Annotated in this window: 11 protein-coding genes; 1 reads left to right on the top strand and 10 read right to left on the bottom strand. The window is 73.4% G+C overall.

Going from position 1 to position 12,756, the window contains the following annotated elements:
• Positions 1-2: 2 nt before the first annotated feature.
• The 7 genes from ACFYZB_RS01985 to ACFYZB_RS01955 form a co-directional block, all read right to left on the bottom strand.
• Positions 3-1,553 (bottom strand): acyl-CoA synthetase, encoded by a 1,551-nt coding sequence (locus ACFYZB_RS01985; RefSeq protein ID WP_388753165.1) that lies wholly within the window; start codon positions 1,551-1,553, stop codon positions 3-5.
• A complete protein-coding gene (locus ACFYZB_RS01980; protein ID WP_388753163.1) occupies positions 1,550-2,662 on the bottom strand; it encodes an NAD(P)H-dependent flavin oxidoreductase in 1,113 nt (370 codons plus the stop codon). The genes ACFYZB_RS01985 and ACFYZB_RS01980 overlap by 4 nt, the downstream gene beginning before the upstream one ends.
• 110 nt (positions 2,663-2,772) lie before the next feature.
• On the bottom strand, positions 2,773-4,338 hold the full coding sequence (locus ACFYZB_RS01975) for a phytoene desaturase family protein (RefSeq protein ID WP_388753160.1): 1,566 nt from the start codon (positions 4,336-4,338) through the stop codon (positions 2,773-2,775).
• A gap of 171 nt (positions 4,339-4,509) precedes the next feature.
• Complete coding sequence (locus tag ACFYZB_RS01970; RefSeq protein ID WP_388753157.1) at positions 4,510-6,675, bottom strand: tetratricopeptide repeat protein; 2,166 nt, start codon at positions 6,673-6,675, stop codon at positions 4,510-4,512.
• A 115-nt stretch (positions 6,676-6,790) separates the two neighbouring features.
• Positions 6,791-7,633, bottom strand: coding sequence for an oxygenase MpaB family protein (locus tag ACFYZB_RS01965; protein ID WP_388753154.1), 843 nt, complete (start codon positions 7,631-7,633; stop codon positions 6,791-6,793).
• A 9-nt stretch (positions 7,634-7,642) separates the two neighbouring features.
• Positions 7,643-8,821 carry an acyl-CoA dehydrogenase family protein gene (locus tag ACFYZB_RS01960; protein ID WP_351205787.1) on the bottom strand — a complete coding sequence of 393 codons (1,179 nt, stop codon included), beginning with the start codon at positions 8,819-8,821 and terminating at the stop codon, positions 7,643-7,645.
• Between the two features lie 99 nt (positions 8,822-8,920).
• On the bottom strand, positions 8,921-9,292 hold the full coding sequence (locus ACFYZB_RS01955; protein WP_388753150.1) for a ferredoxin: 372 nt from the start codon (positions 9,290-9,292) through the stop codon (positions 8,921-8,923).
• Positions 9,293-9,457: 165 nt separating this feature from the next.
• Here ACFYZB_RS01955 and ACFYZB_RS01950 point away from each other — a divergent pair, with 165 nt between their 5' ends.
• Positions 9,458-9,826, top strand: a complete 369-nt coding sequence (locus ACFYZB_RS01950; protein WP_351205783.1) for a DUF6479 family protein — start codon at positions 9,458-9,460, stop codon at positions 9,824-9,826.
• Between the two features lie 7 nt (positions 9,827-9,833).
• Here the strand turns inward: ACFYZB_RS01950 and ACFYZB_RS01945 are convergent, their stop codons facing one another.
• The 3 genes from ACFYZB_RS01945 to ACFYZB_RS01935 form a co-directional block, all read right to left on the bottom strand.
• The gene (locus tag ACFYZB_RS01945) at positions 9,834-10,286 is read right to left on the bottom strand and encodes an RpiB/LacA/LacB family sugar-phosphate isomerase (RefSeq protein ID WP_388753147.1); all 453 of its coding nucleotides are present in this window, start codon (positions 10,284-10,286) and stop codon (positions 9,834-9,836) included.
• A gap of 112 nt (positions 10,287-10,398) precedes the next feature.
• Positions 10,399-11,847, bottom strand: a complete 1,449-nt coding sequence (locus ACFYZB_RS01940; protein ID WP_388753144.1) for an ANTAR domain-containing protein — start codon at positions 11,845-11,847, stop codon at positions 10,399-10,401.
• Between the two features lie 121 nt (positions 11,848-11,968).
• On the bottom strand, positions 11,969-12,427 hold the full coding sequence (locus ACFYZB_RS01935) for an STAS domain-containing protein (protein ID WP_388753141.1): 459 nt from the start codon (positions 12,425-12,427) through the stop codon (positions 11,969-11,971).
• Positions 12,428-12,756 lie beyond the last annotated feature (329 nt).

Genomic DNA, 12,756 nt, shown 5'->3' with positions numbered 1-12,756 from the left:
GGTCAGACCGGCCGCGTACGCCCCTGCCAGTACGGGTCCCGCAACCGCCGTTTGTACAGCTTGCCGTTGGGGTCGCGCGGCATCTCGGCGATGAAGCCGACGCTCTTGGGCCGCTTGTAGCCGGCGAGGCGCTCGGCGCAGTGGTCGAGGAGGGCGGCGGCGAGGGCCGGGCCCGGCTCCTGGCCGGGGGCGGGTTCGACCACGGCCTTGACCTCCTCTCCCCAGTCGTCGTGCGGGATGCCGAAGGCGGCCGCGTCGGCGACGGCCGGGTGGGCGAGCAGCACGGACTCGATCTCGGCGGGGTAGATGTTGACCCCGCCGGAGATGATCATGTCGATCTTGCGGTCGCGGAGGAAGAGGTAGCCGTCCTCGTCCAGGTAGCCGAGGTCGCCGACGGTGAAGAAGTCACCGATGCGGTTCTTGCGGGTCTTGGCCTCGTCCTTGTGGTAGGAGAAGCCGCCGGTGCTCATCTTGATGTAGACCGTGCCCAGTTGGCCCGGCGGGAGGCGGTTGCCGTCGTCGTCGAAGACCGCGAGTTCGCTGATGGGCCAGGCCCTGCCGACCGTGCCGGGCTTCTTGAGCCAGTCCTCGGCGGTGGCGAAGGCGCCGCCGCCCTCGCTGGCCGCGTAGTACTCCTCCACGCAGTGGCCCCACCAGTCGATCATGGCCCGCTTGACGTGGTCCGGGCAGGGGGCGGCGCCGTGGATGGCGTGCCGCATGGACGAGACGTCGTAGCGGGCCTTCACCTCGTCCGGCAGGGCCAGCAGACGGTGGAACTGGGTCGGGACCATGTGCGTGTGGGTGCAGCGGTGGGTGTCGATGCGGCGGAGCATCTCCTCGGGGGTCCACTTGTCCATCAGGACCAGGCGGTGGCCGATGTGCAGGGACGCGCCCGCGAACTGCAGGACGGCCGTGTGGTAGAGCGGCGAGCAGACCAGGTGGACGTTGTCGTCGAACGGCTTGATGCCGAAGATCCCGAGGAAGCCGCCCAGGTAGGCCTCCTCCGGTGCCTTGCCGGGCAGCGGACGGCGGATGCCGCGCGGGCGTCCCGTCGTACCGGAGGTGTAGTTCATGACCCAGCCGAGTTCCCGGCCGGAGGGCACGGACTCCGGCTGTCCGTGGAGGAGTTGGGCGTACGGCCGGAAGCCGTCGACCTCCCCGACGGCGTACCGCTGGCTCCACGGCAGTCCGGCCTCGTCGGCGGCGGCCCGCGCGGCCGGGCCGAACCGCTCGTGGGCGATGAGCGCCTTGGCGCCGGAGTCGGCGACGATCCAGGCGATCTCGGGCCCGACGAGGTGGTGGTTGACCGGGACCAGATAGAGGCCGGCCTGGGTGGCGGCCAGGTAGGCGGTGATGAACTCGACGCCGTTGGGCAGCACGACGGCGAAGGCGTCGCCGCGCTCCAGGCCTGCCGCGCGCAGGCCGTGGACGAGCCGGTTGGCGGCGCCGTGCAGCCGTCCGGCGGTCCACTCCTCGCCGTCGGGGGCGACGAGGACCGTGCGGTCGGGGGTCTGCGTGGCTTGTGCCCAGAATCCGGCGGGGGGTGTGCTCACGACTGGCCGCTCCTTCCGGCGATGCGGTTGATGCGGTCCACGGCCTGCTCGAAGCCGCGGGTGAGGTCGTCGAAGACGGCCTGGACGCTACGTTCGCTGCTCATCCGGCCGACGATCTGCCCGACCGGCGTGCCGAGCAGCGGTTCGACCTCGTACTTCTGGATCCGGGAGACCGCCTCGGCCACCAGCAGTCCCTGCAGCGGCATGGGCAGGGTGCCGGGTCCAGCCGGGTCGTCCCAGGCGTCGGTCCACTCGGTGCGGAGCTGCCGGGCGGGCTTGCCCGTGAGGGCACGGGAGCGGACGGTGTCGCCGGAGCCGGCGGCGAGCAGCTTGCGGGTCAGGGCGGGCGAGTGCAGGTCCGCTTCTGTGGTGGCCAGCCATATGGAGCCCAACCACACGCCCTGAGCGCCGAGTGTGAGTGCGGCAGCCACCTGTTGCCCGCTGCCGATGCCGCCCGCGGCCAGGACGGGCAGCGGGTCGACGGCCTCCACGATCTCGGGCGTGAGCACCATGGTGGCGATCTCGCCGGTGTGGCCCCCGGCCTCGTAGCCCTGGGCGACGACGATGTCGATGCCCGCCTCCTGGTGCTTGCGGGCGTGCCGGGCGCTGCCCGCGAGCGCGGCGACCAGCAGGCCCCGGTCGTGGGCGCGGGCGACGACGTCGGCGGGCGGGGAGCCGAGGGCATTGGCCAGCAGTTTGATCGGGTAGTCGAAGGCGACGTCGAGCTGGGTGCGCGCGACCTGCTCCATCCAGCCGGTGATCCGCCACCCGGACGCCTCGCCCTCGGCCAGTTCGGGGACGCCGTGCTTGGCGAGGGTGTCCCGCACGAACCGCCGGTGTCCCTCCGGGATCATCGCCTCGACGTCCGCTTCGGTCACGCCCTCGACCTTCTTCGCGGGCATGACGACATCGAGTCCGTAGGGCCGTCCGTCGGCATGCGCGTCGAGCCAGTCGAGGTCGCGTTTGAGGTCGTCGGGGGCGGTGTAGCGGACCGCGCCGAGCACACCGAAGCCGCCGGCCCGGCTGATGGCCGCGGCGACGGCGGGGAACGGCGTGAAGCCGAAGACGGCGTGCTCGACTCCCAGTTTCCTGCTCAGCTCCGTCTGCATGGGCGCAGGATGCCGCAGCCGGCCGGACGACGGAAGAGCTTTTCTGACGTTCCGTCAGATTCTTTGGCGGTCACATGCTGTGCGGTCGGATTCTTTGGGGTGCGGCGCCGTTACTCGGTGGCTTCCAGCACCGCCATGGCCGCGTTGTGCCCCGGCACCCCGCTCACTCCTCCCCCGCGCACCGCGCCCGCGCCGCACAGCAGGACGTTCGTGTGCCGGGTCTCCACGCCCCAACGGCCGGTCTCCGCCTGGGCGTACGGCCAGGACAGGGCGCGGTGGAAGATGTTGCCGCCGGGCAGCCCGAGGTCCCGTTCGAGGTCGAGCGGGGTCTTGGCCTCGATGCAGGGGCGGCCGTCGGCGTCGGTGGCCAGGCAGTCGGCGAGGGGTTCGGCGAGCTGGGCGTCGAGTTGGGCGAGGGTGGACTTCAGCAGCTCCTCGCGCACTGCGTCGTTGTCCCGGTCGAAGAGCCGGGCCGGGGTGTGCAGGCCGAACAGGGTGAGGGTCTGGTAGCCGCGCTCGGCGAGCTCGGGGCCGAGGATGGTGGGGTCGGTCAGGGAGTGGCAGTAGATCTCCGAGGGCGGCACGGAGGGGAGTTCACCGGCGGCGGCCTGGGCGTGGGCGGTGGCGAGCTGCCGGTAGCCCTCGGCGATGTGGAAGGTGCCGGCGAAGGCCTCGCGCGGGTCGACGGCCGGGTCCCTGAGCTCGGGCAGCCGGGTGAGCAGCATGTTGACCTTGAGCTGGGCGCCCTCGGCGGGTTCCGGTGACGGGTCCCCCGTCAGGCGGGCCAGTTCCTGCGGGGAGGCGTTCACCAGGACGTGCCGGGCGGCGGCGACGCCCTCACCGTCGGCCGTGCGGTAGGTGACCTCCGCGGTGTGCCCGTCGGTGGCGATCCGGACCGCGTCGTGCCCGGTCGCGAGGACCGCACCGGCCGAGCGGGCGGCGTCGGCCAGGGCGTCGGTGAGGGCGCCCATGCCGCCGACGGGCACGTCCCAGGCGCCGGTGCCGCCGCCGATGACGTGGTAGAGGAAGCAGCGGTTCTGGGCGAGGGAGGGGTCGTGGGCGTCGGCGAAGGTGCCGATCAGGGCGTCGGTCAGGACCACGCCGCGGACCAGGTCGTCCGTGAAGTTCTCCTCGACGGCGACACCGATCGGCTCCTCGAACAGGGCCCGCCAGGCGGTGTCGTCGTCGATGCGGCGGCGCAGTTCGTCGCGGGTGGGCAGGGGCTCGGTGAGGGTGGGGAAGACGCGTTCGGCGACGCGCGTGGTCATGCCGTAGAAGCGCTGCCAGGCCTGGTACTCGCGCTCGCCGCCGGTCAGCCGGGCGAAGGCCTCCCGGGTGCGCTGCTCGCCGCCTCCGACGAGGAGTCCCGTGGGCCGGCCGTCCCGCTCCGCCGGAGTGTACGAGGAGATGGTGCGGGAGCGGACGCGGAAGTCCAGGGCGAGGTCGCGCACGATCTTGTTCGGCAGCAGGCTGACCAGGTAGGAGTAGCGCGACAGCCGGGCGTCGACACCGGCGAACGGGCGGGTGGAGATCGCGGCGCCGCCGGTGTGGTCCAGACGCTCCAGCACCAGCACCGAACGGCCGGCGCGGGCCAGATAGGCGGCGGCGACCAGGCCGTTGTGGCCCCCACCGACGATGACGGCGTCGTATGTGCGGGTTCCCTCGTTCGCAGGCATGGTCCTTGGTAACACGAGATGATCAGGGTGGGAAGCCACACGTTTCCGTGGTGACGTGGTCCGTCCACTTGGACCAGCCGCGGACAGGAACCGGCTGTCCGGATCATCGGCGCCATCCGCGGTCCGCGGACACTCGCCCGTCCGGCGGCGGGGCCGAACACCGACGACCGGTCAGCATCCGCCCGGGGCGCGCCGCCGGCTCAGCACCGCGACCCTTCGGTACAACTCGCGGGCCTCGGTGCTGCGGCCGAGGCGTTCCAGGCAGTGTGCCTCGTCGTTGCGGCTGGTGAGGGTGTCGGGGTGGTCGGCGCCGAGAACGCGTTCGCGGGCGGTGGCGACGCGGCGGTACTCGGTGAGGGCGTCCGTCCAGCGGCCCAGCCAGCCCAGGGCGGCGGCGACCTCGCGGTGGCTGACGAGCGTGTCGGGGTGGTCGGGACCCAGGACGCGCGCACGCAGCGCGCGCACGTGGCGGGCCTCGGTGAGCGCCTCGTCCCAGTGCCCGAGCCGGCCGAGGTTGACCCCGAGGCCGTGCCGGGCACGCAGGGTCTCGGGGTGGGTGGGGCCCTGGACGCGGGTGCGGTCGGCGACCAGCTCGCGGTACAGGCGCAGGGCGTCCGCGCTGCGGCCGAGGCGGCCGAGGCTGAGGGCGGTCTCGTAGCGGGCGGCCAGGGTGTCGGGGTGGTCGGCGCCGAGGACGCGGGCTCTGCTCCCGGCGACCTCGCGGTAGATGCGCAGCGCCTCCTCCCAGTGGCCCGACTGCCCCTGGACATAGGCGACTTCGCAGCGCGAGACCAGGGTGTCGGGATGGTCGGGACCGAGCACGCGGGCCCGGGCGGCGGCCACCTCCAGGGCCGTACGGCCGGCGTCGTCCAGGCGGCCGAGCCGGCCCAGGGTGCAGGCCAGGTTGTGGCGGCAGCGCAGGGTCTCGGGATGATCGGGGCCCATGGCGCGCATCCGGGCGGCCAGCACCTCCGCGTACACCTGGTGGGCCTCGAAGTGGCGGCCCAGCCGGCCCAGCGCATAGGCGGTCTCCTGGCGGGCGGCGAGGGTGTCGGGGTGGTCGGCGCCGAGGACGCGCGCACCGGCCTCGGCGAGGCCGGCGTAGGCGGCCAGCGCCTCGTCCCACCGGCCGAGCCCGGCCAGCCGGAGGGCCTCGCGGCGCAGGGCGGTGTGCTCCGCGGGGGGTACGGTGCGCTCCGCGGGGGATGCCGTGCGCTCCGAGGCGGATGCCGGTACGGGCCGTATGGCGTCCGCGGGTGCGTTGTGGCTGTTCGCGCCCACGCGGCGGGAGCCGCCGGTCGGATACGGCCCCGGGCCCCTGTGGGGCGCGTCCCATCGGCTCGACAGAGCCGCCCCCGGGTCCGGCGGCAAGGAACCGAGTCCGGCACCCAACGCCTTGTGGCCGGTCGTCATGCCCTGTGTCCAGGAGGGCAGCCGGGCTGCTCCTCCCGCCTCAGGGATCTCCACGGCCGTGGCACGCGCGGCGGTTGTGGTACGGCCACGGAGCCTGCGGACCAACTCCCCCGCGTCGCACGGCCGTTCCTCGGGCCGTTTGGCCAGCAGGTCGAGGATGACGCGCTCGAGGCGGCCGGGGAGCTCGGGGCGCTGCTCGCGTGGGGGCCGGGGCGGGGTGTCGCGGTGGCCGATGAGGATCGCCCAGGCGTCCTCCAGGTCGAAGGGCGGTGCACCGGTGGCTATTTCGTACAGCACGCAGCCCAGCGAGTACAGGTCGCTGCGCTGGTCCACCGCGTCGCCGCCGATCTGTTCCGGGGACATGTAGTGCGGGGTGCCCAGCGCGACGCCGGTGCCGGTCAGCCGGGCGGTGAAGCCGATGTCGTGGCCGAGGCGGGCGATGCCGAAGTCGCAGATCTTCACCGTTCCGTCGGCCAGCCGGACGATGTTGGCCGGTTTCAGGTCGCGGTGGACGACGCCCCGTTGATGGGTGTAGGCGAGAGCGGCGGCGAGCTGCGCGGCGATGTCCTCCACGTCGTCCACCGGCAGCGGGTGGCCCTTGTTGTCCTGCAGCAGCCGGCTCAGATCGCGGCCCTCCAGGAGCTCCATCACCAGATACGGAACACCCTCGGACTCGCCGAAGTCGTGGACGACGGTCACTCCGCGGTGCGAGAGGGCGGCGGCCACCCGGGCCTCGCGGCGGAAACGCTCGCGCAGGACGCCGGCGAGGGACGGATCGTGGTACGGACCGAGCGGCTTGAGGCACTTCACGGCGACCTGCCGGCCCAGGGACTCGTCCCGGGCCCGCCACACCTCGCCCATGCCGCCCCGCCCGATCAGGTCGAGCAGCCGGTACCGGCCCTGAACCAGCGTGTTCTCCCCCATAGCGATCCGCCGCCCCCGTCGCCGCCCGCCCCGCCGCCGGGAGGCCCGTTCGCAGCCGCGCCCCACGCGCCGGCCCGATCCGCGCCACACCCCCCTGCTCGTCCAGTATGGCGGCCTATCGCCCGACTTTGTATGGTGCCGGACGTGCTTGAGGTCCGAGCCGCGCCATGGCCCGCAGGATGTGTTTGGGCGGCAGTTGCCAGCGCACACGTGCGGGAACGCGCCGCAGCAGCGCGCCCGTGGCCCGCAGCCGGCGGGTGACGACGGCGGGCGCGGGGGCCGGTCTGCCGTACAGCTCATGGGCGTACGGCGGCAGAGCGGAGTACGCCAGGTGCGCCACGCGCCGCCACAGCACCTCGCGCGCCGGGACGAGGAGGGGATGCGTCGGCGGCCGGAGCAGGAAGTCGTCCACTGCGCGTGCCTCGGGTCCCGCCGCCAGCTCCGGCCGTATCTTCTCGAAGTACGCGGCGAGTTCGGCCCGGCTCGCCGGTACGGTCTCCGGGGCGAGGCCCACCAGGCGGGCGCTGACCCGGTGTTCGGCTATGTACCGGTCGGCCTGGGCGTCGGTGAGCGGGAAGCCGGAGCGGCGCAGGACGTGCAGATAGGAGTCGATCTCCGCGCAGTGCACCCAGAGCAGCAGCCCGGGTTCGTCGACGCCGTACCGCTCGCCGGTGTCCGGGTCGGTCACCGTCAGCATGCTGTGGATCTTCCGTACGCGGGCGCCGGCGCGCTCGGCCGCCTCGGTGGTGCCGTACGTCGTCGTGCCGACGAAATGGGCGGTGCGCATCAGCCGGCCCCAGGCGTCGCGGCGGAAGTCCGAGTTCTGCATGACGCCGCGCACCGCGCGCGGGTGCAGGGCCTGGAGGTACAGGGCACGGACGCCGGCGACCCACATCATCGGGTCGCCGTGCATCTGCCAGGTCACGGAGTTCGGCGTGAACAGCCCGGGGTCGCCCATGTCCGCAGGCTAGCGCCGCACCCTCGGCATCCCCAGACCGATCCAGGAGATGATCTCGCGCTGGATCTCGTTGTTGCCGCCGCCGAAGGTGAAGATGACCGCCGAGCGGTAGCCGCGCTCCAGTTCTCCGTGCAGGACGGCGCCCGCCGAGCCCTCCTTCAGCGGTCCCGCGGCCGCGACGATCTCCATCAGCCAGGCGTAGGCGTCCCGGCGGGCTTCGGAGCCGTAGACCTTGACGGCGGAGGCGTCCTGCGGGGTGAGCGTGCCGTCCTCGACGGCGCCGACCATCTGCCAGTTGAGCAGCTTCAGCGCGTCGAGCCGGGTGTGGGTGCGGGCGAGCAGCCGGCGCACCCAGGGCAGGTCGGCGACCCGGCGGCCGTCGGCGAGCTTGGTCTCCATGGCCCAGCGCTGCACGTCGTGCAGGGCACGGATGGCCATGGTGCCGTGGGCGGCGAGGGTGACGCGTTCGTGGTTGAGCTGGTTGGTGATCAGCCGCCACCCCTGGTTCTCCTCGCCGACGCGGCGGGAGAGGGGGACGCGGACGTTCTCGTAGTAGCTCGCGGTGGTGTCGTGCGAGGCGAGCGTGTTGATGACGGTGCAGGAGTAGCCGGGGTCGGACGTCGGCACCAGCAGCATGGTGATGCCCTTGTGCGGCGGGGCGGCCGGGTCGGTGCGCACGGCCAGCCACACCCAGTCCGCGGTGTCGCCGTTGGTCGTCCAGATCTTCTGGCCGTCGACGACGTACTCGTCCCCGTCCCGCACCCCCCGGGTCCTCAGGGAGGCGAGGTCGGTGCCGGCATCGGGCTCGCTGTAGCCGATCGCGAAGTCGATCTCGCCGGCGAGGATCCGGGGCAGGAAGTACGCCTTCTGTTCCTCGGTGCCGTACCGCATGAGCGTCGGGCCGACCGTGTTCAGCGCCATCAGCGGCAGCGGTACGCCGGCCTGCGCGGCCTCGTCGAAGAAGATGAACTGCTCCATCGCCGTCATGCCGCGCCCGCCGTACTCCTCGGGCCAGCCGACGCCGAGCCAGCCGTCGGTGCCGAGCCGTCGGATGGTGTCGCGGTAGAACCGCTTCTGCGCGACCGGGTCGGCATACCGGGCGTAGGCGTTGTCCGGAACCAGCTCGGCGAAGTAGGCGCGCAGTTCGGCGCGCAGTCGCTGCTGCTCGGGCGTGTGGTCGAGATGCACGGCGCCTCCAGGCTCCCCAAGGGCGGTCCTGACGGCGCACACCGTAGAACGTGTTTCAGAAATAGGGAATGACGCGCCACGGGGGAATTCCGCCGAAGGTCACGCGAGGCTCCGCAGGAACTCGGAGCAGGCCTCGGCGCAGGAGCGGCAGCCGGCCGCCGCCGACTCGGCGCCGGGCTGCTCGTCGAAAGCGCCCGCGCACTCCAGGCAGACCGAGCGGCACCACTCCAGGCGGACCCGGATCTCGCCCTCGTCCTGCCGGCCCTCCTCACTCAGCACGTGGCAGGTGGCGTCGCACACTTCGGCGCACATGATGCCCAGCCTGCGGACCCGCTCGTGGCGGTCGCTGCCGTCCGGGTCGACCAGGCTCGCGCGCACCGCACAGGCCCGGGCGCACTCGGTGCACGCCTGGGCACAGGCGAAGCGGTCCTCCAGGAACCGGTAGAGCTGCTGCGCAGTCGGCGATGTCACACCGTGCGGGTAGCCGGGGCGCAGAGCCACAAACCACTGCGCGGGAACGGATGGCGCCCCGACGCGCCCGGACGGGCTGCCGGCAGGAGCCAGGTCGCCGTCCGTCCGCCACCGGTCACGCATAGTGTCCGGTTCGTCCGGTTCTGTGCGGGGTATTCCTGTCCTATGAACACTGCATCGATGCAGCTGGCCGCGACGAGCGGCCTGATAGTCCTCGTGCTGTTCGTCGTGATCGGCCTCGGCGTGGTGGTGATGCTCGCCGGCGGCTACTGGATGACCTCACGCGTCAGGTACCGCGAGTCCCCTCGGCCGCGGCCCGAGGAACAGCCCACGCTGCCGCCCGAGGGCCCGGTGCGCGAGGTGCGGGAGAACAGGGATTTCGAAGAGGTCCCCCAGACCCCCGAGGGCGGCCGTCCCCTCACCCCGTACGAGCTGCGCAACCAGGACTCCAGGCCGAGCGCGTCGAAGGACCGTCCGCGCTGGAGCCGGGGTTCCAGCGGCTCGTTCGGCGGCGGCGGACTCGGCGCCCACTGACGGGGGCCTAGGAGTTCCGGGCGGCGTCCAGGCGGCCGACGCGGTGCACGTTCTGCCGGTCCTCGGGATCCTGGCTGGGCTCGCCGGCGAACCAGGCGTCGAGGATCTCCTTCAGCAGGGGTTCCGAGGTCAGGCGGAGGCTCAGCGCGAGGACGTTGGCGTCGTTCCAGCGGCGCGCGCCGTCCGCCGTGACGGCGTCCGTGCACAGCGCCGCGCGCACACCGGGCACCTTGTTGGCCGCGATGGACGCGCCCGTGCCGGTCCAGCAACACACCACCGCCTGATCGGCGGCACCCTCGGCCACGTCCCGGGCGGCCGCCTCCGAGCAGGCGGCCCACCGGGCGTCCGCGCCGGGGCGCAGGGCACCGTGCGGGCGCACGTCGTGGCCACGCCGCCGCAAGTCCTCTACGAGTGCGCGGGCGACGGGTTCGTCCATGTCGGAGGAGACTGAGATGCGCATGGGGAGAGCGTAGTCGGGCCGCGGTCGGAGACCCCCTGTCGGATGGTGCCGGACGCCGGGTGCGGATCGGCTGTGGCGGGGCGCGCCCCGCACCCCTTCGGGGCGCGGGTACTCACGGGTGATCCGGGCGCTGTGCCGGAGGCACCCCTCCGCCCTCGCCGCTGTCCTGCGAGGTGGCGCCCCCCTTGTCACTGCGCCGCCGTTCGGGCTGCTGCGGAGTGGACTTGCGCCGGACTCCCTCCGGGTGGTGCGTGGTGTGTGCGAGGTCCGGGTTCCCGGGACGACACGGGTCACCCCCACCGTCCTCGGCGGGCGCGGCGGAGCCGGTCACCGTCCGGTGGAGGTGCTCGAGGGCGTCGAGGAGCACCGAGCGGTGGTACCAGCTCAGCCAGACCGCCGCGTCGGAGGCCAGCAGCTCCAGGGCCTCGGCCTGGGCGGCGGTCGGCCGGTGCCCGGCATCGGGCCAGTGCAGGGTGATCACCCCGGTGCAGGGGCCGGCCGAGGACAGTACCGGGATGCTCTGCAGGGCGCCGGTGCCCGTGCTCAGCAGGACGCGCCGGGCCTCCTCGGAGAGCAGCGCGTCGGCGGCCACGTCCGGCACGCTCACCCGGCGTCCGCGCAGCCGGGCGAGCGCGTCCGGCGTGCCCTCGTCCCGACCGCGCACCAGATGGTCGAGAAACGGTTCCGCGCAGCCGTGGTGGGTCTCCAGCATCAGCGCGTTCACGGCCGGGTCCGCGAACCGGACGTAACCGGCCGGCGCCTGCCCGGCGGCCAGCGCCTCGTGCAGCACGGCGTCGATCATCTGCCGCCGGTAGCGGGGGTCGCGGCCGTCGCGGGCCAGGATCCGCAGCTGCGGCACGGGCAGGGAGCGGCGGCCCGGGAACCACACCTCGCCGTCCGGGGGCCGGGCCGCGACCACGGCGGAGACGAGGACGCGCAACGGCACGTTGAACCGCTGCGAGGCCTCGCGCAGCGCGCGGAAGGCGGTGCCGGAGTCCGGCAGGCCGTAGCGGACCATGAGCACGCCCTGCGCCATGCCGATGACCGGGGCGGTGCGCACCCGGGCGCGCAGCGCACGGACTTCCTTGCGCAGGTCCTCGTAGCTCGGCCGCAGCGGATCCGCCATCTGCGACCGCCAGGCGGGCAGTTCCTCCACCCGCGAGGCGGCCCGGGCCAGCTCCCGCAGCGCCTCGTCGAGGGTGGCGTAGAGCCGGACACCGTCCAGACGGGCGAGGTGCACCGCCTCGCGCACCCCGGGCCGGGCACGCACGATGACCAGGTCCGGGCGTCCGGTGCGCGCCCGTGTCGCCTCGCTGAGCGTGTGCAGCACGGCGGCGCCGCCGAGCTGCACATGGGCCATGTCCAGGACGGGCCGCAGCCCCGCGCGGTCCGCCTGTTCGAGGTGGCCCCGCAGCTCGACCGACCAGGCCTGGGCGCCCGCGGCGTCGAGGGTGCCGGACATGCGCAGCAGCAGCGCCGCCTCGGCGGGCAGTCCGTCGACGACGGACGACTCGATGACGAGCGGTGCCGGGGCGGCGGACGGGTCGGAAGAGGGATTCACGGCATCACCCGGACATGACGGTGCGACGAACTCGGGCGGCCTCTTCCTGACCACGGGGCACGGTAAGCGACCGGCCGCGGTCCGCCCCTCCCACCGCGCCGGACGGGGCGGACCGGTGTGCTCACCAAGCGGTGCCGCCGGGCCGCGGGTCGGCGCGTCTCCGGGCCTCCAGGGTGCTCAGGGCGGACGCCATGGTGGCGTGTACCCGGACGCCCGGCAGCCCCGCGCCGCGCAGCGCCTCCCGCACGTGCGGCCGGGGCTGTACGACGGGCAGGGCGCGCCCGGAGAAGGCCAGGACCCCGGTGGCCCGGTCCACGGCCCGTACCGCGGCCGCGCAGGCGAGGTACACGTCGGTCATGTCCAGCACGGCGTGTTCACCGGCCCGGTCGGCCTGGGCGATGTGCTCGGCGAGCGTCTCGGAGAACTCCATGGCGTTGGTGGCGTCGACGGTACCCCGCGCCTTCAGGACGCAGACGGCGCCGGCCTCGGACCGGTGCTCGTGCACGGTCTGCAGCAGCAGCGGAGCCGGACCGCCTGGGCGGCCCCGGGCACGGGACAGCTGACCTTTTTCCATGGACATCGGGCTTCCTGGATGGGGAAGGATCAGCCAGCCGCGTCTTGACCGGGAGGTTCACTGTGCCCCCGCCCCACGCCTGATGCAACGATTCTCCCCGGGCGTGTCGCACCCCGGGCCGTTCAGCCGGACGTACCGCCGGGCGGGTGAGGCCCGGCGGGCCCGCTCCAGCTCCGCCGGCCGGCGTCCGAGGCCGGGCGACACCGGAGCGGTCGGCGCAGCACACACGGTCGAGCAGTGGCCCGGCCGCCGTTAGCGGCAGGTGGCCGTCGCACCCGGGCCGGTCGTCCACGGTGGCCGCGCTGCATGCAGGTTCAGGATCTGTCGGCCGCGGG

It is taken from the genome of Streptomyces sp. NPDC001852, from assembly GCF_042891825.1.
In the GTDB taxonomy this organism is placed as follows: domain Bacteria; phylum Actinomycetota; class Actinomycetes; order Streptomycetales; family Streptomycetaceae; genus Streptomyces.
The sequence above is the reverse complement of the archived record's forward strand: the minus strand, read 5'-3'. Positions and strand labels throughout refer to the sequence as shown.